Here is a 26115-nt window from a genome sequence, read left to right as displayed (position 1 = left end):
AAATGAAAACCATGTTGTGGAATGAAATTACAATACATACAACCGAAGAAGCCATCGAAATGATTTCGAATTTTCTGCACGAAGCAGGTGCAGGAGGGGTTTCCATTGAAGAATCCGGTTCGCTCAACAAGCCGCGGGATACGTCCTATGGACAGTGGTATGATCGACCTTTGAACGACATACCTGAAGGACAAGCGATCATCAAAGGCTATTTTGCCGAAGAAGTGGACATGGATAGTATTCGTTCGCAAATTGAGCCGCGCGTCGAAGAATTGAGAACTTTCGATATTGACCCTGGTGAGGTTCAGTATGAACTGAAAACAGTTGATGAGGACGACTGGGCAAATGCTTGGAAGCAATATTTCAAGCCTTTGCGTGTGTCGGACCGTCTGACGATTAAACCCACTTGGGAGGACTATGAGCCTGCGAGTGAAGAGGAAAAAATCATTGAGCTGGACCCTGGTATGGCCTTCGGGACTGGAACGCATCCTACGACATCCCTTTGTCTGAGAACGCTGGAATCTGTAATTAAGGGCGGGGAAGAAGTCATTGATGTCGGCACGGGTTCCGGTATTTTGGCCATTGGAGCTGTAAAGCTGGGAGCGAAGCATGTACTTGCCTTGGATCTGGATCCGGTGGCAGTATCCAGTGCGCGGGAAAATACGCGTCTGAACGGGCTGGAGGAACGCATTACCATTAAAGAAAGTGATTTGCTATCGGTGCTTAATGCAAGCGATCCAACGCTGGGTATCCAGTTACCCGTCAAGCTAGTGGTAGCTAATATATTGGCAGAGATTATTTTGCTGTTCATTGACGATGTATATAAAGCCCTGGAACCAGGTGGTATTTATATTGCTTCAGGGATTTGGAAGAACAAAGAAGAAGTTGTCGAAACTGCGTTGAAGGCAGCTGGCTTTGAGATTGCCGAAATAAGCCGGGATGAAGATTGGCTGGCGTTTGTGGCGAGAAAGAGGTAAGTATGGATTTTTTACAAAATATTTTTCGTGTAAATTTAAATGTTCTTCCATTTTATTTGCTGGCCGTGATCATATCGTTCACGGTTCATGAGTTTGCACATGCATTTTATGCCAATAAATTTGGTGACCCTACAGCCAAGCTACTTGGGCGCGTGACTTTAAATCCGGCAGTGCATATTGACCTGCTGGGTACGCTACTGCTGCTGATCGGAGGCTTTGGCTGGGCCAAGCCAGTTCCGGTTAATCGTGATAACTTTAGTCGTCCGCGCCTCATGGGCATTATTGTATCGGCTGCGGGTCCGCTCAGCAATCTGCTGCTTGCATTTGTTACTACTTTAATCTATGCCGTGCTCCTTCATTTTCAAGTATTGCCGGGGATGGAGAACCAACGGGTGGCTCAAGCAATCTATTTGTTTATCAATGCTTTGATCAATTTAAATCTGTTTTTGTTTATCTTTAATTTGATCCCACTGCCTCCACTGGATGGATACCGGATTGTGGAAGATGTGGCCCCCACTCCTGTACGTCGCAAACTCCAGCAGTTTGAACAGTGGTCGATCTTTATTTTTCTGCTTATCCTGGTCATTCCACAGGTTCGAGTTGTAACGATTGAACCTCTTTACACGCTGGCCCAGATGATTTATATACAGTTTTTGCAGTTCTCTTTTTATATCACTGGATTGTTCGGAGCCTAAGGGCTCCTTTTTTTACGAGAATGGTAGGTATACCTTGAATAGAAGAGTGAACAGACTGGTCATACAGGCGCAAAAGATGATATGATGTTGCTTGGTGATTTATTCGGATTTTGTACGGAACATTAGTGGATAACAGTTATTTTTAGAATGAGGATTTTTGCAAAATCCAGGAATAGGTGTGAGAGAGAATGCAGCGTTATTTTATTCCGGCAGAGCAATTTCTAGAAGATCACGTGATTGTTGCGGGTGAGGACGCGCGGCATATCGCTAAAGTCATGCGGGGCCGTAGTGGTGACAAAATTATAGTCAGTGACGGGGTATCTAGGGAAGCACTGGCTGCATTAGATACGATAGAGCAGGATCATGTTACGGCGACGATTATTGAGCCGCTGAAGATGACCTCTGAACCGCATGTGCAGGTCACCATCGCTCAGAGTCTTCCTAAAGGAGACAAGATGGAGACGGTGATGCAAAAATGTACAGAAATCGGAGCAACCGGGTTTGTACCGTTTTTGTCCGAGCGTACGGTCGTGCAGTATGATGCCAAAAAAGAAGGCAAGCGACTGGAGCGTTGGCGCAAGATTGTGAAGGAAGCGGCTGAACAAAGCCACCGTAACCGAATTCCAGAAATTAGTGCGCCAATGACGTGGAAAGAACTTCTGGCTTCTTTTGCTGGGTATGATTTGATATGTTATTGTTATGAAAAAGAGCAGGGTCAGCAGCTACGGGATGTAATCCAGCCATTGGTAGGACAATGGGCGTCGACGGACATGCCGCGTGTTCTGCTGGTGGTAGGCCCGGAAGGCGGCTTTACTGAAGCGGAAAGCCTGGAGGCCGAGCAGGCTGGGGCCCAGTCTACAGGACTGGGAAGACGTATTTTGCGTGCTGAGACCGCAGGAATGGCTGCATTGGCTTGCATTTTATATGAGACAGGAGAAATGGGAGGGGTTTAATATGCCGTCAGTGGCATTTTACACATTGGGCTGTAAGGTAAACTTTTATGATACAGAAGCGATCTGGCAGCTGTTTAAAAATGAAGGTTATGAACAGGTGGACTTTGATGAGCAGACCGCGGATGTCTATCTTATTAATACATGTACCGTTACGAATACCGGTGATAAAAAGAGTCGTCAGATCATTCGCCGCGCGATTCGCCGGAATCCAGATGCCATTGTGGCAGTGACGGGCTGCTACGCCCAAACTTCTCCTGCCGAAATTATGGATATTCCTGGCGTTGATCTCGTTATCGGGACTCAAGATCGGGACAAAATCATTCCGTTCGTGCAGGAAATTCAAGGGACGCGTCAACCAGTGAACGCCGTGCGCAATATTATGAAAACGCGTGTATTTGAGGAAATGGATGTGCCTGATTTTGCTAATCATACTCGGGCCTTTTTGAAAATTCAGGATGGGTGCAACAACTTCTGTACCTTCTGCATCATTCCATGGTCGCGGGGGCTATCCCGCAGTCGTGACGCTGCGAGCATTATTGCACAGGCGCGTCAACTGGTACACGCAGGCTACAAGGAAATAGTACTCACTGGTATCCATACTGGCGGTTATGGTGACGACATGGATAATTATGACCTATCTGATCTGCTGTGGGATCTGGAGAAAGTGGAAGGGCTGGAGCGTATCCGCATCAGTTCGATTGAAGCCAGCCAGATTGATGAAAAAATGCTTGATGTACTGAACCGTTCCACCAAGCTGGTTCGTCATTTTCATATACCGCTTCAGGCGGGGGACGACACTGTATTGAAACGGATGCGTCGTAAGTACACCACAGAAGAGTTTTATAACAAAATGCTTATGATTCGCAAAGCAATGCCCGATGTTGCGATTACAACGGACGTAATTGTCGGCTTCCCTGGGGAGACGGATGAAATGTTCCGCAATGGCTATGAGCTGATGAAAAAAATCGGTTTTTCAGAAATGCATGTGTTTCCGTACTCCAAGCGTAGTGGAACTCCTGCGGCGCGTATGGAGGATCAGGTGGACGAAGACGTGAAAAATGCACGAGTGCATGAGCTGATACAACTGTCAGAGCAAATGCAACTGGCGTATGCTGAGAGGTTTGTAGGTCAGGTGCTGGAGGTCATTCCGGAAGTTGCGCCGAAAGGGACCGAAGATAGCGGCATACTCCATGGATATAGTGACAATTATATTCAACTGGCGTTTGAAGGTACTGAGGATCTGGTTGGCAAGGTATGCCGCGTGAAGCTAACGAAGGCAGGCATTAATGAAAGTGAAGGCCAATTGGTTCGCGTACTGGAGAATGGGCTGCAAACAGCTCTGTAAGAACAAAAAAAGCCTGAAAAGGCAATAGAGATGGCAAACAAGGATTTCGCCTTTCCTTACAGAGAGGACGGAATCCTTGTTGCGCAAGGAAGGGAGATTACAGGATGGCAGCAAAAAAGGAAATTTCAGCAGGCGGTGTTGTGTTTCGCAAACAGGGGGAGCAACTTGAAATTCAGCTCATTACTGACCGATATGGCAAGGTATCCTTGGCTAAAGGAAAAATGGAGTTGGGAGAAACAATCGAACAGACGGCTTTACGTGAAATTCGCGAGGAAACAGGGTTGAACGGGCGGATTATCCAGCATGTAGATATGATTGCTTATACGTATCAGCATCCGGAATTTGGGGAAGTGGATAAAGAAGTACACTATTATCTTGTAGAGGCACTAGATGGGGATTTACAGGCACAAATCGAAGAAATTAAGGGAGTTGCATGGCATAAGCCTGAGGAAGCATGGCTTCTCCAGCGCCAGGGCGGATATGACAATAATGATGTCATTTTGAGCAAGGCGCTGTCCATGCTAGGAATTAACGTTTGATTCTGTGGGGAGATATACGATCCTCTAAACGAGTCCATACAGGTAGGTAGCACAGAGGCAAGACCAGTAGAGAGCTAATGACGTTAAACAGGGTTTGGGCATGGGCTACCTTGGCTCCGGGCTCGGTAGATATCCAGGCGGCGGCCATTTCTAGCCCAGGGATCAACGGCATAAAGAGCAAGGCTCCGCCTACGTTCAGCAGCACATGGGACCAGGCTACAAATTTGCCGGACACGCTGCCGCCAACAGCGGCAATCAGGGCGGTCACGCAGGTGCCTACATTGGAGCCGATGACGATGGCGATCCCTACATCGGCTGGCAAGGCACCCGCAGCGGCAAGGCTGATCGCCATGCCAATAACGGCTGCGCTACTGTGAACCAGTGCGGTCAGGCAGGCACCCGCAGCGAAGGCCCACCACATGTTGGCCGCAGCGTGATCAAGAAACCAGCGGAATAGTCCGGCCTGCTCAATCCATGGGCCGACCGTTTGCATTACGCGGATACCCGCCAGAATCAGCGAAAATCCAGCAAATACGAGGCTGATATATTGTACAGCCTGCGGACGGCTAAGCCCATTGGAGCCGGGTGAAACTCCGGCAGACGCGTACTGGCGAACGGAGATTGATTCTCCCCACAGTACGGCGGCGCTCCAGCAGAGCAGTGAGCCGCAGAGCAGCGGAACAGCCAGCTTGCCAAGCTGGAGCCCCATCAGCTCGGTGGTGAGACAGGTACCGATATTGGTGCCAAGAATGATGCCGAGCGTACGGCCATAGGTCAATAGCCCGGCGTTGACCAGTCCGATCGTCAGCACCGTTACAGCGGTGCTGCTTTGCAACAGGGCGGTAATGCCTGAACTGAACAGCATACCCCGCCAAGGGGAAACGGTGGCGCGGTTCAGCCAACGGGTGAGGAAGGGGCCGGCCAAATGCCGGAGGGCTGCTTCCATCAGCTTCATCCCGCCCAAAAAAATAAACAGTCCGCCGCACAGCGGGAGTATAACATGTATAAGCACGGGCATAGCCCCCTTTTCTAGGTGAAAATACTTATGTAACAGCCTATGATCTGTCGAGGACAGCCATGACAAGCATGGCTAAGCTCTTTTTAGGAAAACGATAATTTTTGTAGTATCTTCACAAGCTTTAAAAGCGTGACGCCGATATACAGGCGGGCAGTAGCGAAGCGGATCATTTGAATCTGGAGAAGCGAGAGCGTTCGCCTGAAAGCTTTCCAAAGGAAAGCTGCTTCGGAAGTATAAACCTAGGGGGATTCTTACCATTAAAATCATTTATAAAATCCAAAGAATCCCCGTGCAACAGCGATCGTAAGATCAAATGATCCGCGGAGCCGCGCCCCATCGAACACCGCACTTTTAAGGACTTTGAGTAACTTAAGAATAGGAGTGAAGGATTTTGCCTTCAGTAATATTAGAACGCAGCCGTAAAAAAAGGCTGGAGCACGCACACCCTTGGGTGTTTAAAAACGAAATAGCCAAGATCGAAGGGGAGCCAGAGGCAGGCGATTTGGTCAGTATCGTTAACCATCAGGGGCGTTATTTGGCGTCAGGTTACTATAATCCAGCTTCACAAATTACAGTGCGTGTGATGTCCTACGAGCCGCTAGAAGCAATGGATCAAAACTTTTTTGCCCAACGCTTTCGCAAATGCCTGGAGCACCGCGAACGTTTTGTGACCGGGGGAGACGCTTATCGGTTGGTGTACGGTGAGGCTGATTTTTTGCCTGGACTGATTGTAGACCGTTTTGGTGATGTGTTGGTTGTGCAGCTGTTAACGCTTGGCATGGATCGGCGCAGGGAAGAAATCAGGGATGCGCTCGTTGAAGTAGTGGGTCCTGTTGGTATATATGAGCGCAGTGATGTATCCATCCGAGAGCTGGAAGGATTGAAACAAACGAAGGGTCCTTTGTACGGTGATTGCCCGCGTCATGTAGTGGTGACGGAAAATGGCCTGCATATCAAGGTTGATATCGTAGAGGGCCAGAAGACGGGTTATTTCTTTGACCAGCGTGAAAATCGTGCGGCCATAGCACCGTTGATGACAGGTTGGGGAGCACGTAGTGGAATTACGCTACAAGAAGTTGCTACAGACTCAGGGGACGCTACCACAACGGTCATGAAGCCAGTGAATAAAAGTGGTAAGGTTGTTGAATTCCCATTCTGGGACGGCGCAACCGTATTGGAATGTTTTTCACATACGGGAAGCTTTACGCTCAATGCCTGTAAATATGGTGCTAAAAAAGTAACTTGTCTTGATATTTCTGAGCATGCGATTGAAAGTGCGCGGGACAATGTCAAGCTGAACGGTTTTGAGGAACGCGTCGAGTTTGTCGTCGACGATGCTTTTCAATATTTGCGTAATCAGGTGAAAGGTGTAGAGGAACGCAATGCACGAGCCGGGGGCAAAGGAGATACGTCTAAGCCGCTGACAGCGGGTGGCGGACGCACCTTTGACGTGGTCATTCTTGATCCGCCAGCCTTTGCCAAAACGAAGAACGCTGTCAAAGGGGCTACACGTGGATATAAAGATATCAACCTGCACGGGATGAAGCTCGTTAATGAGGGCGGCTATCTGGTGACAGCGAGTTGCTCGTTCCACATGCGACCGGAGTTGTTTTTGGACACCATTAAGGAAGCAGCGGCAGATGCCGGCAAAATCCTTCGTCTGGTAGACTGGAGAGCAGCTGGTAAGGACCATCCTCAAATTTTGGGTGTGGAGGAAGGCCATTACTTGAAATTCGCCATCTTTGAGGTGCGCAGCCGGACACAGTTGTAGTTTCATACAAAGTCAAAGTCAATCGCCCTTTTGGTGATTAAATAGGTAAAATAAACTCGTTTTAGGTATAAATCAGTCCTGTAGAGAAGGCGTGCACCAAGCCATTCTGCGGGACTGATTTATTTTTTAGAGGGAGAAAGAATTGCTACAACATGGCAAACGTACGTTCTTTTCTCTCTTGCCTGATATGCTATACTGTTTAATAGAATGTTGTTCGTTGGAAAGGAGGCCGCATCATGTCGGTCCGTTTGTTGATTGGCCGCTCTGGGAGTGGTAAAAGTACGTTAATCCGCAATGAAATGACGTCTATGTTACGCGAGGAGCCGCTAGGTAAGCCTATGCTGTTACTTGTACCGGAGCAATCGTCATTTGCTTCTGAGCATGCGTTACTTACAGAAGCCGGAAACGGTATTCAGGGGTCGGTGCGCGCCCAAGTGATGGGATTTCACCGTCTTGCCTATTTAGTTATGCAGGAAACTGGGGGTTCAGCGCTGGTGCCTGTAACGGAAGAAGGCAAGAAGATGCTTTTATATAAAATTATTCGTCGTCGCAAGGATGAACTGAGTTTGTTTAAGGATTCGGGAGACCAGCTCGGCTTTGTGGATCGGTTGAATACATTGTTCACGGAGCTAAAGCAGTATGGAAATGATACTCGGTCTGTACCCGAGCAACTGGAGCGAATGAACGCTGCTGGAGAGTCAACTCCGATTTTGCACGGCAAGCTCAAAGATATCAGTCTAATCTACGAGGATTTTGAACGAGAGCTGACGCTTAAATATATTGACGGTGAAGATACGCTGCGCATGCTGGCAGAACAGATTGCAGAGTCTTCCCTTGTGCGTGGAGCAGACATTTGGATGGATGGCTACCGTAGGTTTACACCACATGAATATAAAGTGGTGGAGCAACTTATGCTGCATGCCTCTTCGTTGACAGTGGCGCTGACTTGCAACCGCAGCTACGAGAGCGGACAGCTTCCGCATGAGCTGGATTTGTTTCATCCTTCGGCGGCTACGTATGTAAAGCTCAAAGGAATGGCAGACGAGCTGATGATAGAGACGCAGACACAATTACTTCGCCCTGATCCGCCGCCGAGATTTAAGGAGCGTCCGGCGTTGGCGTATTTGGAGGCTAACTTTGAATATCGTACAGGGTTACGGAATCAGGAACAACGGATGCGGCTGCAGCAGCTACGAGAGCAGTGGACAGAAGAACAGCCGGAAGGCATAAAACTGTATGCTGCGGCGAATCGCCGCGCTGAGTTGGAAGGTGCTGTACGCGAAATGCGTCGTTTAGCCCGAGATGAGGGCGCGCGTTATCGGGAGATGGCCCTGTTTGTGCGTCATATTGAAGATTATGAGTCATGGGTGGAACCGATATTCAAACAATATGAGGTTCCAGTATTTCTGGATCAGCGGAGAAGTGTATTGCATCATCCCTTAGTGGAATTGATTCGGGCTTCACTGGATATCGTGCAGCGACGCTGGCGATATGAGGATGTATTCCGTGCGGTCAAAACAGATCTTCTCCTGCCGCTGGATGGTCGGGTGAGCCGCGAGGAGATGGATCGTCTGGAAAACTATGTACTGGCCTGCGGAATACAAGGTAGCCGTTGGACAGACGGTCGCCCGTGGCAGGCTGTGCCCAGCTTGTCACTGGAGCTGGAGGAGCAGGAACGGAACCGTAGGCGGGATGAAACGTTGGATTTGATGGAGCTGTGTCGGGATGTAATCGTGACGCCTTTACGTGCGTTTGAGAAACGTGTGGGCAAGGCACGAACTGCACTTGAGAAGTGTGAAGCGGTATATTTGTTACTGGAGGATGCAGAAATTGGCCACAAGTTGGACGCCTTCATTCATCAGGCAGAGGAAGCAGGAAATCCTGAGCAGGCGAAGGAGCATCGTCAGGTATGGGATGCAGTGCTTGAACTACTGGATCAAATCGTCGAAATGATGGGTGACGAGAGGCTGGATACCTCTTTGTTTGCGGGTGTGCTGGAAACGGGATTGGCTGAATTCCGTATGGGACTTGTTCCGCCAGCTCTGGATCAGGTTCTAGTCGGAAACACGGATCGTACACGTGTGACCGGTATTCAACATGCTTTTGTGCTAGGTATGAACGAAGGTGTGATGCCGGCTGTGTTCCATGAGGACGGTGTGCTGAATGAGCAGGAGCGTACGGCATTAAACGAACGAGGCGTAGAGCTGGCGCCGGATATGACAAGACGTCTGCTGGACGAACGTTTTCTCGCTTATACGGCCCTTACTTCAGCCGGTAGAAGCCTGTGGATGAGCTATGCAGTGACTGATGAAGAGGGCAAGTCATTGTTGCCGTCTGAGTTAGTACGACATGTGCGGCACCTGTTTCCTAGTCTGGACGAACGTCCGCTGGCTGGATACCCTTTGCCTGGGGATGCTTGGACGACGCAATGGGAGTATGCTTCTCATCCGTCCGAGGCTTTGCCGCAGCTCATTGCGCAATTACGGCATTGGCGACGTGGCGGTGACATTTTATCTCCTTGGTGGGAGGTATATAACTGGTATGCCAGCCAACAAGGGCGTGAGAAGGACAAGTTGCGTCAGCTGTTGACCTCACTTTTTTATGAGAACCATGCCGAAATGCAGAAGGAAACGAGCCGCCGTCTGTACGGGAGCAAGCTGCGTACCAGCGTATCTCGTATGGAAGGTTTTGTGGCATGTCCATTTTCGCACTTTGCCTCTCACGGTCTTCGTTTGAAGGAACGTCAAATGTATCGCCTGAAGGCCCCGGATATCGGACAATTATTTCATGCAGCGCTTGGTGAGATGGCGATCAATCTGCGTAATCGCAATGTCAGCTGGGGCAGTCTCAGCACCGAGGAATGCCGACAAGAGGCGGAAAGTACAGTGGAGCGTTTGGCTCCTCGTCTGCAAGGCGAAATTTTAATGAGCTCCAAGCGGTATGGCTACATTTTACGTAAATTGAAAGACATCGTGAGCCGTGCTTCGTTGATCTTAGGTGAACATGCGCGAAGAGGTAGCTTTGAGCCGATTGGGCTGGAGTTGGACTTTGGGCCGGGTCAGCAGCTTCCTCCATTAAGCTTCCAGTTAGATAACGGTGTTGTGATGGAAATTGTCGGACGGATTGACCGTGTGGATGTGGCAGAGGGAGAAAAAGGTTTACTTTTGCGTGTCATCGATTACAAATCCAGCCAAAAGGATCTCAAGCTGCATGAAGTGTACTATGGCTTGTCTCTGCAAATGCTCACGTACCTGGACGTGCTGCTGAATGCGGCGGAGGAATGGTTGGGCGAGACAGCTTATCCAGCGGGTACCCTATATTTTCACGTCCACAATCCGATGTTGCAGTCGCCTAACGGTCTTAGCGCAGAACAGGCCCGTCAGGAGCTTTTGAAACGTTTTAAGATGAAGGGATTATTGCTTGCAGATCGGGATGTAGTTGGACAAATGGATACAGCATTGGACAAGGGATATTCCTCTATTTTACCTGTTGCGGTGAAAGCAGACGGCAGTTTTTATAGCAGTGCTTCGGTTGCTTCGCCAGAACAGTGGGACAGCCTGCTAGCTTCGGTGCGTAATAATATTCGGACGATTGGTACACGGATGACAGAGGGCGATGTGGCCATTGAACCGTATCGTATCCAGCAAGAGACGGCTTGTACCTTCTGCTCTTTTAAGCCTGTTTGTCAATTTGACGACAGTCTGGAGGGCAGTGGCTACAATCAATGGGGTAAACCCGGTAAGGATCAGATCTGGAATCTGCTGGGTCATACACAGGAAGGGAAAGGAGGAATGGACCAATGATAGGCATGTCAAACATTAAAGGTTTACCGAAGCCGGAAGGCAGTATGTGGAGCGATGACCAGTGGCGTGCCATTTCGGAATCTGGTAACAACATGCTGGTTGCGGCAGCGGCAGGGTCTGGTAAAACAGCGGTGCTTGTAGAGCGTATTATTCGTAAAATTGTCGATCCCCAGCTTGGCTTCAGTGTGGATCGGTTACTGGTAGCGACCTTTACGAAGGCAGCCGCCGCCGAAATGCGTCAACGGATACGCGAAGCGTTGGAACGTGTATTGGAGCAGGAACCGGAAAGTGAACATGTACGCCGTCAGCTATCGTTGCTGAATCGGGCCTCGATTACGACGCTTCACTCATTTTGTATGGAGGTCATCCGCAGGCATTATCAGGCCATTCCCCTTGATCCTGGTTTTCGGATTATGAATGAGCATGAGACAGAATTGCTGCGCCAGGAGCTTCTAGAAGAACTGTTTGAGGAGAAATATGAGGCTCATGATGAAGGCAGTACATTCCGCAGACTAGTCGACTGGTTTAGTGGAGAACGCACCGATGATGCGATGTATGTGCTTGTTCAGCGATTGTATGATTTTTCTCAAAGTCATCCTTGGCCGGAGCATTGGCTGCGGGAGACAGCAGCTGCATTTCGTGTGCAGGATGTAGCGGCTCTCGGAGAGACGCCTTGGGTTCGCAGCATTTTGGCGGATGCTGCACTTTCATTGCGCGGAGCAGCGAGCTTGCTGGAACAGGCGCATGAAACTGCTATGCAGCCCGGCGGTCCTGCACCTTATACAGTGACGCTGCAAGAGGATACGGCGATGGTGAAGGGATTGCTGCAGGAATTGGAGACACAGCCGTGGGCATCTCTATATGATCATTTTCAGGCAGCTGCCTTCGGTAAGCTCAAGCCGGTCAAAAAAGATCAGACTGAGCCTGCATTGCAGGAACGGGTTAAGACGCTGCGCGAAGCAGCCAAAAAAATGATTACAGATATGAAGGCTTCCCTGTTTGGCAGGAGAGCAGAAGCCTATTGGGAGGAGCTGCACGCCGCAGCTCCGTTGATGAACGAACTGGTAGAAACCGTGCTTGTATTCGGGGAACGTTTTCAACAGCACAAGCAGTCAAAAGGGTTGGTGGATTTCGGGGATTTGGAACATTATTGTCTGAAAATATTACGACATCCCGATTCTACTCCGTACAGGCTACTACCTTCCGATGCTGCGCTCGAATACAAGGCGCAATTCGACGAGGTGCTGCTAGATGAATATCAGGATACGAATACCGTACAGGAAGATATCGTTAGGCTGGTATCACGGGAGGAACCGGGTAACCGTTTTATGGTGGGCGATGTGAAACAGAGTATTTATCGGTTTCGGCTGGCGGAGCCGGGTCTGTTTTTGAATAAGTATCAACGGTACGGCATGCAGGAGCAGGAAGATGGATTTTTAATTGATTTGGCGCGTAATTTCCGCAGTCGGGAGGAAGTTGTCGATGCGGTCAATTTGGTGTTCCGCCAGATTATGAGTGTGGATGTGGCGGAAATTGAGTACGATGAACGAGCGTGGCTGGTACACGGCGCATCCTATCCCGACCCGTCGGATCAAGACACCGCATCTGTATACGCACCTGAGCTGCTGTTAGTAGATAAGGGTGGCCATGGTCTTTCCGAGGCTTCGGAGCTGTCCGAAACGGAGGACGAATCTGTTTTTCAGGAAAGTGAGCTGGCTGAGCTTGTGGAACTGGAAACGGCACAGTTAGAGGCTCGTGCGATTGCGCAACGGATTAAAGAACTGACCGGAGATACCGGACAACCACTGTTGATTTACGACAGAGGATTAAAAGCGATGCGCCCGGCAATCTACGGCGATATCGTCATTTTGCTTCGTTCGGCAAGCGTGTGGGCCCCCCTAATTGTAGAGGAACTGCGGCTTGAGGGCATTCCGGCCTCCGGGGAGCAGACGACAGGCTTTTTTAAAGCAACGGAAGTTGAGGTGATGTTGTCTCTGCTGCACATTATTGATAATCCGCAGCAGGACATCCCGCTTGCATCCGTGCTTCGTTCGCCGATTGTCGGCTTGACCGAAGATGAACTGGCACAAATTCGGTTGGAAAAGCCGGATGGATTGTTTTATGGCGCATTGCTGGCGGCGGCAGAGGCGGACCCACTGAAGGAGAGCGAAAAAGGGACCACTGCTGACATCATGGAGTTGGATCTTTTCCCTGAGGACTCTTTATCTTCATCTGACTTTGGTAATAGAAATAACGGGAATACGTTGTCTGCCCGACTACGTTCATTTTTGCATAATTTGGAAGCCTGGCGGCAGGAAGCCCGACAAGGTAGCTTAAGTGCATTGATTTGGAATGTGCTGGAGGAAACAGGGTATCTGGATTGGGTCGGTGGACTGCCTGGCGGCTCACAGCGTCAAAGCAATTTGCGGGCGCTATATGACCGAGCGAGACAGTATGAGACTTCAACGTCCAACCGAGGATTGTTCCGATTTCTGACCTTCATTTCCCGTCTACGGGAGCGAGGCGGTGATTTAGGATCCATTAGCGGGGGGACCGAACCCGATCAAGCTGTCCGCATTATGACCATTCATAAAAGTAAAGGACTTGAATTCCCTATCGTGTTTATAGCCGGGACGGCAAAAATGTTCAATCAACAGGATCTCAATGCACCGTTTCTTATGCACAAGGAGTTGGGGTTTGGTCCTAAATATGTGGAGGAACAAAATCGTGTCAGCTACCCTACGCTGCCCAATTTAGCGATCCGCCGACGCTCACAGCTGGAGCTATTGGCTGAGGAAATGCGGGTGTTATATGTGGCGCTTACACGGCCGCGTGAAAAGCTGATTATGACCGGAACCGTGAAGGATCTAGCTTCACGCGCAGCGGGTTGGGCACGTGCCAAAGAGCATACGGAAACGGTCTTACCAGACTATATGCTGGCGGCAGGCCGCAGCTATCTGGACTGGGTAGGTCCCGCTTTGATTCGGCATCCTTCTGCTACTTTGTTGAGGGAAGCGGCAGGTGATCAAGATGGGTACTATCACAAATTGGAACATATGCCGGGAACAGACTGGTTATTTAAAATTGTGGCCTCGGAAACATTTTCTGGCTCTCGTGTGAACTCAGATCATGAGGAAGAGGTGTCGGGCGAAGAGCGCCAAAAGAAGACAGAAGCACTGAGAAATGCGGAGCTAATCGACTTGAACGAAAAGAGTGAAACGGACATTGAAGCTGCTCTTTCCTGGACCTATCCGTATGAGCGGGCCGGCAAGACGGCAGCCAATACATCGGTTACTGAGATGAAAAGATGGCTGGAAATGCAGGAGATGGGATCGGACGACTGGTTGAATCTATCTACCTCCGTACTAGCAGAGTTACCGGAGGATCGGGAGGATTCTCACACTGGGGGCAGTCAATTACACTTGCGCAGACCTAAGTTTATGGGGAATCAGCGACTGACTCCAACGGAACGAGGAACGGTCTATCATACGTTGATGCTGCATTTGCCACTAGATGGGGGGATGAGCGCCGAAGTTATTGAGGAAACAAAGGCTCGTTTGCTCAATCAGCGTATGTTACTGAATGTCCATGCAAAGGCGCTAGATACGAATAAAATATTACGCTTTTTCACTAGTGAGCTGGGTAGCAGAATGTTGGGGGCATCGCATGTTCAAAGAGAGCTTCCGTTTACTTATACCATGCGGGCAAACGATTACTGGAACCACAGCTTACCATCGATGTCACCAGGACAAGAAACAGATTCGGAAGGTGGACAGGACGGAGATAAAGTGCTGATGAACGGCATTATTGACTGTCTATTTGAAACTCCCGAAGGACTCGTGCTGGTGGATTATAAAACAGATCGGATATCTGAGTATCGTACACTGTCCCATTTAACAGACCAATATCGTTTTCAATTGGAGCTGTATGCCCGTGTGATCGAAGAAATTACAGGCAAAAAGGTTGCTGAGAAGTGGCTGTATTTTTTAGAAGCTGGAGAGAGTGTACAGCTGTAGTTATATAGCTAGGGAGAGGAGGAATAACATGCGGATTTTGCATACAGGTGATTGGCATTTGGGTCGCACGTTGGAAGGACGCAGCCGTTTGAAGGAGCAGGAGGCGTTTTTGGAAGAACTAGCGAAAATGGCTGACGATCAGCAGGCCGATTTGATTATGATGGCTGGAGACGTATACGACTCAGTCAATCCTTCAGCCGCAGCCGAGCAATTGTTTTATGAAACGTCTGCCCGTCTTACGGCTGGAGGAAGACCACTAGTCGTCATTGCGGGCAATCATGATCAGCCGGAAAGGGTATCCTCGGTCACACCACTGGTGAGCGGGCGCGGAATTACATTGCTGGGACTGCCCCATGGGGAAGCGGTACGCGTTCGTACACCGCGAACGGGTGAAATGGCATGCATTGCAGCCTTGCCATATCCCTCCGAGTCTCGTCTGAACGAGCTATTGTCTGAAGACGGAGATGAAACAGTCTTGCGCGAGGCATACAGTCGCCGTGTGGGCTTGCTGATGTCACAGCTGGGTACAGCATTTCGGCCTGACACCGTCAATTTGTCAATGAGCCATATTTATGTGCTCGGCGGGCTGGAGTCGGACTCGGAACGCCCGATTCAGGTCGGGGGGGCGTATACCGTAGATCCGTCTGCTTTGAGCATTGGGGCACAGTATACGGCTCTAGGACATTTGCATCGTCCCCAATATGTAAAAGGAGACGGGCTGATGCGTTACAGTGGCTCGCCGCTGGCTTATAGCTTTTCCGAAGCCGGACAAGCCAAATCGGTTACGTTAATTGACGTGGTTGCTGGCAAGCCTGCTCAGGTCGAGGAACTGTATATTACCAGTGGACGCCCATTAGTGAGGTGGCGCGCACGGGGAGGTCTGGAGGAAGTATATCGCTGGCTGGACGAAGGACTAGATGCCGATGCCTTTATTGATCTGGAAATTACGCTGGATGAAGCAATGTCAATGGGAGATATTCAGCGGCTGCGCAAAAGCCGTGAAGGTATCATTCATATTCGCCCCATGTATCCAGAAATGGCTGCCGCACAGCTGGAGCACCAACGATCAGAACTGCCAGTGCATGAGCTGTTCCGGGCATTCTATCAGCGGCAGACAGGCGGAGCACAGCCAGATGACGGATTAGTGCAGTTGTTTCTGGAGCTGGTGGAACAGGATGATGCAAGAGATCACGCTGAGGAGGAGGACGCATGAAACCAATCCTTCTAAAACTGGCGGGGTTGCAAAGCTACCGGGAGTCGCAGGAAATTCGCTTTGACGATTTGACCGAAACTGGGTTGTTCGGAATTTTTGGCCCAACGGGTAGTGGAAAATCAACGCTGCTGGATGCCATTACGTTGGCTATGTACGGTAAAGTGGAGCGGGCAGTGAATGGTACACAAGGCATTATGAATCATGCCGAGGATACGTTGTCTGTTGCATTTACGTTTGAATTAATGTCAGCTCAAGGACCTCGTCGTTACCGTGTAGAACGACGTTTCAAACGTGCTGGAGGCGTATCGGTTAATAATACGCTTAGCCGTTTTATTGCGTTAACAGAGGATGGCGAGGAAGTGCTTGCCGATAAGGTGCAGGATGTGACGCGCTGTGTGGAGGAGTATATCGGCCTGAAAATGGACGATTTTACACGAGCTGTCGTATTGCCGCAGGGAAAGTTTGCGGAATTCTTGTCCTTAAAGGGCAGTGAACGCAGACAGATGCTACAGCGTTTGTTCCATCTGGAGAAGTACGGAGATCAACTTGCACAGAAGCTAAGCCGTCGTGTGAAAGATAACGATATCGCACTAAAAGCATTAGAGGCGGAGCAGCAAGGGCTGGGGGATGCGAGTGCTGAAGCACTTGAACATGTAGAGTTGCGTCTCAAAGAGGCGATTGCCAATGCAGAAGCTTCGCGTCACGAGCTAGAGCGTGTCTCACGTGAATCGGAGGCGCTAAACAAAACCCGTGAGCTGGTCATCGAGCTCAGCCAAAGATTGAACGGGCTGGAGCAGTTGGCAGCACAGGAGCCGGGCATTGCTTTACTGGAGCGTAAGCTTCGACAAGCAACTTCAGCCGAGGCATTGCTGCCTGCACTGACGGATTGGAAGGAAGCCATTGCTGAAGCGGAAAAACGGCATAAGACTGCCGAAGAAGTGGCAGTCCTGGCCGCTACCGCGCAGGAGGCTGCGCTTGTCTCTGCGCAAGCAGATGAGCAGGCCCGGCAAGCACTCAGTGCCGAAGAACCAAAGCTATTGCTTCGGATCGACCAACTAGAACAGGCGCTTCAACTGGAGCGTGATACGGAAGCGTTGCGGACCGAACGGGACCGTCTGGCGGCCGAGCTTGTGCATAGCGAACAAATCCTTACTGAACATGCAGAAGGACTCGCAAAGGAACAAGAGCTACAGACGCGAGGCTTGAAGCGACAGCAGGAGCTTCAACAAGAGCTAAAGCAAAATGAAGTGCGGGCAGATGAGCGGCGTATGCTGCAAGAGGCTGTGCAACGATTGCAACAGCTGGAAATCGCGAATGAGCAATTGCGTGAAGCTGAACTGGAGTACACCGCTCAGGAGAAACGGCTTGCGCAAGCTGACGAACGTCTAAAGCTGACGGACCAGGAGACACAGGAGACGGAGGCACGGCGTTCTGCCCTTGCTGCACAGGCAGCTGATGGCATTGAGGCATTGCTGACGCTGGAGGCAGAAATCACCGTCGATATGTCGTCACTGGCTGCCGAGGAGGAGCAGCTGCGCCACGAGCTCCGTGCCGAGGAGCTGGGGCGTCTCGCTCAGCATCTCGCTGCCGAGTTGCGCGAAGGCGAGCCGTGCGCAGTGTGCGGCTCGCTGCATCACCCCGCGCCTGCCGTTGCCGCGGCGCATAGCGCGGATGCCGCTGCGCCGGATGAGCTGCAACGCCTGCGTCTCGGTTTGCAGGAGCTGCGCCTCACACTGCGCCAGCAGTTGCACGAGCAACGCAGCTTTCTGGCGCAGCCCGCCACCGCAAACAGTGGCGCTGCCGCCACGGGCGAGCCTTTCACGCCTGCGGCAGCGCCAGCAGAGCCGCGTGGTGCCGCAGCATGGGCGGAGCGCTGCGCGGCGCTGGAACGTGCTGCAGCCGAGCTAGCCGCACGTGCGCATGCGCTGCCTGCCGAGGCACAGGCGCTGCGCGAAGCAGACGCCTCTGGACAGCAGCGGCGTATCCGTGCCGCCGCCGAGCAGGAGGCAGCAGCTGTAGCGCTGACGCAGGCACAGAGCAAGCGCGAGGCATGCACCACGCGCAGCGAGGGGCTGCGCGCCGAATGGGCGGCGCAGCTAACGGATGTCGCTCCGGACGAAGCCGCGGAGCGTTACCGCGCCATGCAGGAGCGCGATGGGCGCGCGGAAGATCTGCGGTCCCGGCTGGAGACGAGTGTGACCTTCCTCGAAGAAAAGGCGGCGCGTGTTCAACAGATACAGCAGAGTATCATCGAGGAAGACAAAATCATTATTGCCCGTCGTACAGGGCTCCAAAGCAAAGATGATTCGCTTCGCGAAAAGCTGGCCCAGCTCCGAAAGTGGGTTGGAGATGGCCAAGCGGCTTCATTGCTGGAAGAAGCGACCTCGCGACTGTTGGGGCTGAAAAACGGAGCCGAAGTCGCGGCACGACAACGTACTGAAGCGGAAGAACGCAAGCAGCAAGCCGTTCATGCTTCACTGATTGCCCGGCAGGCCTCCGACTCGGCAGAAGAAAGACGTCAGATGGCAGAGTCCCGTTGGGGCAGTCGTCTGGAAGCCTCCTCTTTTGCTACGGAAGCAGAGGTTATGGAATGCTGCCTGGGACCGGAAGAAGCCGCACGCTATGAGCGTGAAGTGAGTTTACATCGAGAACGGGAAAAGGAGATGTCTTCCCGCTTAAAGCATGTCGAAGAGCAGCTGAATGGAGCAACGGTAACAGAGGAACAGTGGGAAGCGGCCACTGCACAGCTACGTGATTGCCGTGCACGCGATGAAGAGGCGCTTCAAAATCGCGCCAAGGCTGAGCGTGATTTAGAGGACTTGCAGCGTCGGCACGTCCGCTGGATGGAGCTGGAGTCCAATCGTGTACATTTGCGTAGTGAAGCGGAAAAAATGTCCAAGCTCCAGACTGTTTTTCGCGGCAATGCCTTTGTTGAATATATTGCTGAGGAGCAGCTCATGCAGGTCAGTCAATCGGCTTCACGCCGCCTGCGTTTTCTGACCAAGCAGCGATACGCGCTAGAGGTAGATTCCAGCGGTGGTTTTGTCATTAGTGACGATGCCAACGGTGGGGTCAAACGTCCGGTATCGACCTTGTCCGGTGGCGAAACGTTCCTGACCTCCTTGTCGCTTGCGCTTGCGCTGTCGGCTCAAATTCAATTGCGGGGCCAGTACCCTCTGCAATTTTTCTTTCTGGATGAAGGCTTTGGAACGTTGGACCCTGAGCTGCTTGACACGGTGATCACCTCACTGGAAAAGCTGCACCACGATCAATTGTCTGTTGGTGTGATTAGTCATGTGCCTGAACTACGGGCCCGTCTTCCGCGCAAGTTGGTTGTTCTTCCAGCAGAGCAGGCTGGAGGCGGATCACGTGTGGTTATGGAAACTTTTTGAAGTAATGTGATACAGGTCACAGATACAGTTTCAAACTATTGTTATAATACAGCCAAGCCGACAAGTTAATCATACAGCACCCCGGCGGACGTATGCTGCGGAAGAAATCTTCCCATCATACGTCCGTTCAGAGGGGCTCTGCCAAGAGCTCCCGGGGTGCTTCTTTTTTTTGCAAGCCGGAATTCGCCCAATTTGATGTAGCAAATGGCCCGTTTTTGAATAACATACGGTATACATGCAAGAGCCTAGGAGGAAACAACCATGGAAAAAAGCATGACAACCGAAAAAGTTACAGCACCGGAACAGACGGATGCTAAAACACTATGTCAAAAGCATATGCATCGTTATGTATGCGTATGGGTGAAGGACGGGACAATGTATGATGGCATTGTAGAGCATGTGGATGATGAAAAGATATACTTAGCCGTTCCTATGGGTGGAGACGAGATGGAGAATGTCAATGTTAATCTCCCGTATCCGCCTAACAATTGTGGCTGCGGTTCCCGTGCTTATGGTGGCTATGCATCTTATCCTCCGTATCCGTACCCGTACCCGTATCCAGTACCTGCTTATGCATATGGGTTCCCCTACGGACGCCGTCGCTTTAATCGTTTGATTCTGCCACTTGCAGCCTTGACAGCGATCAGCTTGCTGCCTTATTACTAATCCTAATTTCTTAGTCGCCAGATATAGTGAATTCTCTGCTCTCTCCCGCCTACAGCTCTTGTACAGTACAAGTGACTTTAAGGCGCATCCATACATCATCACCATGCAAGGCTGTTTCTTCCATCATGAAGAAACAGCCTCTTTTTCACATATTCTATCCCCAATATGATCCAATAATTGAAACTGTATCAGTACAGTTCAATGAAATGAGGTATCCTGTTTATCCATAAAGCATGGTAACATCTAGCGTGTAAAGAAACATAAGAGGAATAAGCATGTAATGAAATGAGCATGTAATGAGTATGTAAAGAGCAGGTGGGTGGATATTGTGAAAAAATATGTATCAATTTTATTGGATATAGAGCTTAAAATTCGCGAGGGACAATATAAATCAGGTTACAAGCTACCGTCGGTCCGTGAGGCTTCAGAATTATATAGATGCAGCAAAAGCACGATTCTGCGGGCATATTCTGAACTTGAAAAGAAACACGCCATCTATTCCATACCGCAAAGTGGATACTATGTAGTGGAAAATTCGGGCGATTTACACCATAATCATATGCAAGACTCCGTTGATTTTGCTTCGGCCTCCCCGGATTTAAATGTATTCCCTTATCTGGATTTCCAACATTGTTTGAATCAGGCTATTGATACCTACAAATATCATCTATTCACTTATGGCGATTCGCAAGGACTGGAAACACTGCGTCATACGTTGGTTTCCCATTTGGCTAATACTCAGGTGTTTGCAAAAATGGATCGGATTATCGTTACTTCGGGTGTTCAGCAGGCATTGGAGATACTCGCTAAAATGCCGTTTCCCAATGGCAAAGAAAAGGTTTTGGTCGAGCAGCCAAGTTACGATATTTATTTGCGATTTCTGGAGGAAGAGAACATACCCGTCAGTACCATCGTCCGGACAGCGAAAGGTATGGATTTTCACGAATTGGAGAATCAATTTAAGAACGAGAGCATCAAGTTTTTTTATACCATGTCAAGATATCATAATCCATTAGGGATCTCATATAACACAGAGGAGCGAAAAGCGATAGCTGCCTTAGCCGCCAAATATGATGTGTACATCGTAGAAGATGACTATATGGCAGATTTGGGGGCCGATCATCTTTTTGATCCCATTTATGCATACGACCATTCGGACCATGTTATTTATTTGAAAAGCTTCTCGAAAATCATTTTCCCAGGCTTGCGATTAGGAGTTGCGGTATTGCCAGAAGTCCTATTAAAGACGTTTAACGCTTATAAAAGATATGTCGACACATCTATGTTGTCTCAGGCGGCGCTTGATATTTATATTAAAAATGGAATGTATGAACGCCACAAGCACACGATATGTAAACTGTATTCGGAGCGCATTCGTACTCTGAACAAGGCCGTGGAACGATACAATCAGGCCGGATACGTTCAGACTTCAGCTGTAACCTCAGGAGTTTATATGCAGTTTAAACTGCCTCGGACAGTGAATTTGGAACGCTTGGTACAGTGTCTTTCTGCGAGGAACATCCAGGTTGTAGCTGGCAAAGGTTTTTATTTATCAGGCTATAGGGAACAAGAGAAGTTTTTGCGCATAAGTATTTCGCGCGCGCAGCTGGATCAAATTGATGGAGGGGTGAAAGCCATTGTAGAGGAAGTTAGTAAGGGAAACTGGTATTAAGACCCTTTTTCCGTTATGATACATATAGAAACATAAGTATAACCAAACATGGCTGTATATGTTTCTATTCAGTGTGGGAAATACATAACTTTGAATGCCGAGAGCAAGGGGGGGTTGTGTCTATTTGCTTAGGATCGGCTCACTGCCAAAGGAGGGTTTTGAATGGACGATCTGTTTTTGAAAATTGTGGATGGAACCATCCCCAGCAAGAAGGTGTTGGAAACCGACAATGTGCTCGCATTTCATGACATCCAGCCTGCGGCGCCAGTACACGTGCTCATTATTCCCAAAAAATATATTCCTTCAATGAACGCTGTGACGGAGGAGGATCTTCCTCTTATCGCGGAGATTCATCGTGTTGCGGTTGAGGTTGCAAAAAAGTTAGGAATCGCCGAGTCTGGTTATCGGTTGATTAACAACTGTGGCCCGGATAGTGGACAAGCGGTGGGGCATCTGCATTATCACTTACTGGGCGGCGCCAAATTGGGTGCCCTGACAGGTATTTCGGACTCACATTCTTAAAAAATGACAGAGCTTGTCTTTTCAGTAATACGGATGTGAATGGAGAAAAGTGGCCCTTTATGTATTCATTTTTTCTTATAGGTTGACACCTGGTTTCCGTTTCACCTATAATAAAATTTGATGAACCGTGTTATTGCTCTTGGACGGTCTGGTCGGAGGGAGGGAAAACTGGTGTCTGAAACTAAAGTTCGCAAAAACGAGACAATTGATGCTGCACTTCGTCGCTTTAAACGTTCCATTGCTAAGGATGGCGTATTGGCTGAGGTGAAGAAACGCAAGCATTATGAAAAGCCAAGCGTAAAGCGCAAGAAAAAGTCCGAGGCTGCTCGTAAGAGAAAGTTCTAGGAGGATCTAAGCAATCATGAATTTGAGCGAACGATTGAACGAAGATATGAAGCAAGCAATGAAGAGTAAGGACAAGTTCAAACTCTCCACCATTCGAATGGTTCGTTCTACGATTAAAAATCTTGAAATAGATTTGAAACGGGATTTGGACGACAACGAAGTGCTTGATATTCTGAGTCGTGAGATCAAACAGCGAAAAGATGCCCTCCATGAATTTGAAAAAGCCGGTCGTGATGAACTTGCGACAAGCACTAAAGCAGAAATAGAGATCATCGCTCAGTACCTTCCCGAACAACTTTCTGAGGAAGAAATTAAAGTTATTGTACAGCAGACCATCCAGGAAACCGGTGCTTCTTCGAAAGCCGAGATGGGGAAAGTAATGACGGCCTTGATGCCTAAGGTAAAAGGCCGCGCTGACGGTAAGCTCGTGAACCAAGCGGTTCAGCAATTTCTGCAATAAACCTGCGACAAACAGGAAAACACAACACCCTCTGTTTACAGAGGGTGTTATTTCTATATATGTGTTCCCTACCATAGAATGTAATGATGAGAAGATTCTTATATGTAAGCGCTATTGTTAATTATGTGAAACGTGATGTTCATTGGGTGCGTAAAGTATTTGGCAGCCGTCAGGATTAGCAATATACCCAATAATTTCACATTAAATCCTGAAAACTGTATAGTTTGTCTAACAAAGTTTGGTATGCTGTAACATAGAGAGATCGAAAGGGGGAGAGAAATGCATAGAGAACATCACCACTCCAGTCGCAAATGGATCCTTTTAACGTTGTGGATTATGGTATCCGTTTTGCTGTTGCCCTTAGTTCATTCCGAATCAGCGGCGGCCCAAACTAAAGGTGGAGCTGTGTTTGTTATACCAGTCGATCAGGAAATTGAGCATGGCCTGGGCAAATTTATGGAACGTGGATTTGCAGAAGCAGCAGATTCCAAAGCAGGTCTGATTTTACTGGATATTAACACTCCCGGTGGACGGGTAGATACAGCGGAGAAGCTGGGCAAACTGATTAAAGACAGTCCAATTCCGACCGTAGCCTATATAAGGGGCGAAGCGGCCTCAGCGGGTAGCTATATTGCGTTGAGCGCAAACAAGATTGTTATGAAACCGGGGAGTATTATCGGAGCAGCAGCGTTAGTAGACGGCGGGGGGCAGGCTATCACAGATCCAAAAACGATAGCCTGGTGGAAGAGTAGCATGGCATCTGCCGCAGAAGCTGGCGGACGTAATCCGGATATTGCCAGAGGTATGGTTGACTCTAAAACGACCATATCTATTCCTGAGATGAACTTTAACAAGGAAAATGGTCAGATCATTTCTTTAACCAGTGAGGAAGCGCTGAAGTTGGGTTATGCGGATCACATCGCGTCTTCCGAACAAGAGGTTATTCAGTGGATGGGTTACAGCACGGATGATGTCATCCATGTGGAGCGAACATGGGCTGAAAAAGCAGCCGAGATATTGACCAACCCAATTGTACAGACGTTGCTTTTATTTATCGGTATCGCAGGTATTGTTATTGAGTTGATCGTACCCGGTTTTGGTGTACCGGGAATTTTGGGCATACTCGGATTTGGTTTGTATTTTTTCGGCAATTATATCGCTGGTTTTGCAGGTTCGGAGACGTGGTTGTTGTTTATTATCGGTCTGGCTCTGCTTATACTTGAAATGTTCATCCCGAGTTTTGGTATTTTGGGCATTCTGGGTTCCGTCAGCCTTGTCGCCGGAGTTGTTCGTGCAGCATACAACATGCAGCATGCGTTTATATCTTTGGGCATTGCCTTTGCAGCTGCGGTTGCCGTGGTAGCGATCATCGCGGTTGTATTCAAGGACCGAGGGATATGGAACCGTTTTATACTTAAAGAAAGTTTAACGGCTGAACAAGGTTTTTCTTCAGTTGTGAACCGGGAAATGCTATTAGGTCAAAGGGGTGTCAGTCTGACTCCACTTCGTCCAGCCGGAACGGTGCTGATCGCTGATGAGCGAGTCGATGTTGTAACGAACGGCGAGTTTATTGCTACAGATATGCCGATTATAGTATCCAAAGTAGAAGGCGGGCGAATTGTGGTCAAGGCAGACACTAGCGTCTAAACAAGCAAATAACAAAGAATTAGATTAATGGAGGATGATGCGAGTGTTCGAATCGGGTATTGTCAGCGTTTTGCTGATTGCCGTTGTAGTGATTATTGTATTGAGCGTATTTTTTAGTTTCTTCCCGGTGATGCTGTGGATTTCAGCATTGGCTTCGGGTGTGCGCATTGGCATCATTACGCTGGTAGCTATGCGCTTACGGCGCGTCACGCCAAGCCGAATTGTCAATCCGCTCATTAAGGCAACCAAGGCGGGTCTGGGCTTGAACATCAACCAGCTGGAAAGCCACTTTCTCGCAGGAGGGAATGTAGACCGAGTGATCAATGCGTTGATTGCTGCGCAGCGTGCTAACATTCCGCTTGAGTTTGAACGTGCGGCAGCGATTGATCTTGCTGGACGGGATGTTCTGCAAGCGGTCCAAATGAGCGTTAATCCGCGTGTTATTGAGACACCTATTGTTGCTGCGGTCGCCAAGGATGGTATTGAAGTGAAGGTTAAAGCTCGTGTTACGGTGCGTGCCAACATTGATCGACTTGTTGGGGGGGCTGGAGAAGAAACGATTATTGCACGGGTCGGTGAAGGTATTGTTACGACCGTAGGTTCCAGTAACTCGCATAAGGACGTGCTGGAGAACCCGGATTCAATTTCAAGAACCGTATTGTCCAAAGGTTTGGATGCCGGGACAGCATTTGAAATCCTGTCCATTGATATTGCGGACGTTGATGTAGGTAAAAATATCGGTGCTTTTCTGCAAACAGAGCAGGCGGAAGCCGACAAACGTATTGCGCAGGCAAAAGCGGAAGAGCGGCGTGCGATGGCTGTAGCGCAGGAGCAGGAAATGAAGGCACGTGTTGTAGAAATGAGAGCACGCGTGGTGGAATCCGAATCCGAAGTACCGCTGGCAATGGCTGAAGCGCTACGCGGCGGGAAGCTTGGTGTCATGGACTATATGAATTTGAAAAATATTGAGGCGGATACGCAAATGCGTGGCTCCTTAGGCAAACCGAATGAGAACTCGGGGAATGACAACAAAAACCGGGATTAATAACGGGACATAGCCGATGAATTACGGCAGCTAGGT

General features: G+C 49.5%; 18 protein-coding genes. 17 read left to right on the top strand and 1 reads right to left on the bottom strand.

Annotation, left to right across the window (positions count from 1 at the left end):
• Positions 1-11 precede the first annotated feature (11 nt).
• The 5 genes from prmA to MLD56_RS16990 all read left to right on the top strand — a co-directional run bounded on the left by prmA (position 12) and on the right by MLD56_RS16990 (position 4509).
• Positions 12-977, top strand: a complete 966-nt coding sequence (gene prmA, locus MLD56_RS17010; RefSeq protein ID WP_029515347.1) for a 50S ribosomal protein L11 methyltransferase — start codon at positions 12-14, stop codon at positions 975-977.
• A gap of 2 nt (positions 978-979) precedes the next feature.
• Complete coding sequence (locus MLD56_RS17005; RefSeq protein ID WP_029515346.1) at positions 980-1672, top strand: site-2 protease family protein; 693 nt, start codon at positions 980-982, stop codon at positions 1670-1672.
• Positions 1673-1860: 188 nt separating this feature from the next.
• A complete protein-coding gene (locus MLD56_RS17000) occupies positions 1861-2625 on the top strand; it encodes a 16S rRNA (uracil(1498)-N(3))-methyltransferase (RefSeq protein WP_029515345.1) in 765 nt (254 codons plus the stop codon).
• Position 2626: 1 nt separating this feature from the next.
• Positions 2627-3970: a tRNA (N(6)-L-threonylcarbamoyladenosine(37)-C(2))-methylthiotransferase MtaB gene (gene mtaB / locus MLD56_RS16995; protein ID WP_029515344.1), complete on the top strand. Its 1344-nt coding sequence runs from the start codon at positions 2627-2629 to the stop codon at positions 3968-3970.
• A gap of 104 nt (positions 3971-4074) precedes the next feature.
• Positions 4075-4509 carry an NUDIX hydrolase gene (locus MLD56_RS16990; protein ID WP_029515343.1) on the top strand — a complete coding sequence of 145 codons (435 nt, stop codon included), beginning with the start codon at positions 4075-4077 and terminating at the stop codon, positions 4507-4509.
• Here MLD56_RS16990 and MLD56_RS16985 read toward each other — a convergent pair.
• A complete protein-coding gene (locus MLD56_RS16985; protein ID WP_029515342.1) occupies positions 4499-5521 on the bottom strand; it encodes a Na/Pi cotransporter family protein in 1023 nt (340 codons plus the stop codon). The genes MLD56_RS16990 and MLD56_RS16985 overlap by 11 nt on opposite strands.
• A gap of 397 nt (positions 5522-5918) precedes the next feature.
• Here MLD56_RS16985 and MLD56_RS16980 point away from each other — a divergent pair, with 397 nt between their 5' ends.
• The 12 genes from MLD56_RS16980 (at position 5919) to floA (ending at position 26079) form a co-directional block, all read left to right on the top strand.
• On the top strand, positions 5919-7298 hold the full coding sequence (locus MLD56_RS16980) for a class I SAM-dependent rRNA methyltransferase (protein WP_029515341.1): 1380 nt from the start codon (positions 5919-5921) through the stop codon (positions 7296-7298).
• A 236-nt stretch (positions 7299-7534) separates the two neighbouring features.
• On the top strand, positions 7535-11101 hold the full coding sequence (addB, locus tag MLD56_RS16975; RefSeq protein ID WP_029515340.1) for a helicase-exonuclease AddAB subunit AddB: 3567 nt from the start codon (positions 7535-7537) through the stop codon (positions 11099-11101).
• On the top strand, positions 11098-15117 hold the full coding sequence (gene addA / locus MLD56_RS16970; RefSeq protein WP_029515339.1) for a helicase-exonuclease AddAB subunit AddA: 4020 nt from the start codon (positions 11098-11100) through the stop codon (positions 15115-15117). Before addB ends, addA begins: the two co-directional genes overlap by 4 nt.
• Before the next feature lie 28 nt (positions 15118-15145).
• Positions 15146-16330, top strand: coding sequence for an exonuclease SbcCD subunit D (locus MLD56_RS16965; protein ID WP_069010257.1), 1185 nt, complete (start codon positions 15146-15148; stop codon positions 16328-16330).
• Positions 16327-19722, top strand: a complete 3396-nt coding sequence (locus MLD56_RS16960) for an AAA family ATPase (RefSeq protein ID WP_241113376.1) — start codon at positions 16327-16329, stop codon at positions 19720-19722. The genes MLD56_RS16965 and MLD56_RS16960 overlap by 4 nt, the downstream gene beginning before the upstream one ends.
• Positions 19723-19983: 261 nt before the next feature.
• Positions 19984-20388 carry a hypothetical protein gene (locus MLD56_RS16955; protein WP_029517802.1) on the top strand — a complete coding sequence of 135 codons (405 nt, stop codon included), beginning with the start codon at positions 19984-19986 and terminating at the stop codon, positions 20386-20388.
• A 328-nt stretch (positions 20389-20716) separates the two neighbouring features.
• Positions 20717-22060, top strand: a complete 1344-nt coding sequence (locus MLD56_RS16950; RefSeq protein ID WP_029517801.1) for an aminotransferase-like domain-containing protein — start codon at positions 20717-20719, stop codon at positions 22058-22060.
• Between the two features lie 162 nt (positions 22061-22222).
• Positions 22223-22582, top strand: coding sequence for a histidine triad nucleotide-binding protein (locus tag MLD56_RS16945; protein ID WP_025722131.1), 360 nt, complete (start codon positions 22223-22225; stop codon positions 22580-22582).
• Between the two features lie 171 nt (positions 22583-22753).
• Positions 22754-22927 carry a 30S ribosomal protein S21 gene (gene rpsU, locus MLD56_RS16940; protein ID WP_005547957.1) on the top strand — a complete coding sequence of 58 codons (174 nt, stop codon included), beginning with the start codon at positions 22754-22756 and terminating at the stop codon, positions 22925-22927.
• A 16-nt stretch (positions 22928-22943) separates the two neighbouring features.
• Positions 22944-23387 (top strand): GatB/YqeY domain-containing protein, encoded by a 444-nt coding sequence (locus tag MLD56_RS16935; protein WP_013311146.1) that lies wholly within the window; start codon positions 22944-22946, stop codon positions 23385-23387.
• Between the two features lie 279 nt (positions 23388-23666).
• Entirely contained in the window at positions 23667-25034 is a 1368-nt protein-coding gene (locus tag MLD56_RS16930) for an NfeD family protein (protein WP_029517800.1), read from the top strand.
• A gap of 43 nt (positions 25035-25077) precedes the next feature.
• Positions 25078-26079 carry a flotillin-like protein FloA gene (floA, locus tag MLD56_RS16925; RefSeq protein WP_029517799.1) on the top strand — a complete coding sequence of 334 codons (1002 nt, stop codon included), beginning with the start codon at positions 25078-25080 and terminating at the stop codon, positions 26077-26079.
• Positions 26080-26115 lie beyond the last annotated feature (36 nt).

The organism is Paenibacillus peoriae, assembly GCF_022531965.1.
In the GTDB taxonomy this organism is placed as follows: Bacteria; Bacillota; Bacilli; order Paenibacillales; family Paenibacillaceae; genus Paenibacillus; species Paenibacillus polymyxa_D.
Note: the sequence above shows the minus strand (reverse complement) of the source record. Positions and strands in the feature narration are given on the sequence as shown.

Bases quoted from the DNA above. Each gene is read 5' to 3' on its own strand.
- prmA (WP_029515347.1), top strand. From the start codon at position 12: ATGTTGTGGAATGAAATTACAATACATACAACCGAAGAAGCCATCGAA.
- MLD56_RS17005 (WP_029515346.1), top strand. From the start codon at position 980: ATGGATTTTTTACAAAATATTTTTCGTGTAAATTTAAATGTTCTTCCA.
- MLD56_RS17000 (WP_029515345.1), top strand. From the start codon at position 1,861: ATGCAGCGTTATTTTATTCCGGCAGAGCAATTTCTAGAAGATCACGTG.
- mtaB (WP_029515344.1), top strand. From the start codon at position 2,627: ATGCCGTCAGTGGCATTTTACACATTGGGCTGTAAGGTAAACTTTTAT.
- MLD56_RS16990 (WP_029515343.1), top strand. From the start codon at position 4,075: ATGGCAGCAAAAAAGGAAATTTCAGCAGGCGGTGTTGTGTTTCGCAAA.
- addB (WP_029515340.1), top strand. From the start codon at position 7,535: ATGTCGGTCCGTTTGTTGATTGGCCGCTCTGGGAGTGGTAAAAGTACG.
- addA (WP_029515339.1), top strand. From the start codon at position 11,098: ATGATAGGCATGTCAAACATTAAAGGTTTACCGAAGCCGGAAGGCAGT.
- MLD56_RS16965 (WP_069010257.1), top strand. From the start codon at position 15,146: ATGCGGATTTTGCATACAGGTGATTGGCATTTGGGTCGCACGTTGGAA.
- MLD56_RS16960 (WP_241113376.1), top strand. From the start codon at position 16,327: ATGAAACCAATCCTTCTAAAACTGGCGGGGTTGCAAAGCTACCGGGAG.
- MLD56_RS16955 (WP_029517802.1), top strand. From the start codon at position 19,984: ATGGAAAAAAGCATGACAACCGAAAAAGTTACAGCACCGGAACAGACG.
- MLD56_RS16945 (WP_025722131.1), top strand. From the start codon at position 22,223: ATGGACGATCTGTTTTTGAAAATTGTGGATGGAACCATCCCCAGCAAG.
- MLD56_RS16935 (WP_013311146.1), top strand. From the start codon at position 22,944: ATGAATTTGAGCGAACGATTGAACGAAGATATGAAGCAAGCAATGAAG.
- MLD56_RS16930 (WP_029517800.1), top strand. From the start codon at position 23,667: ATGCATAGAGAACATCACCACTCCAGTCGCAAATGGATCCTTTTAACG.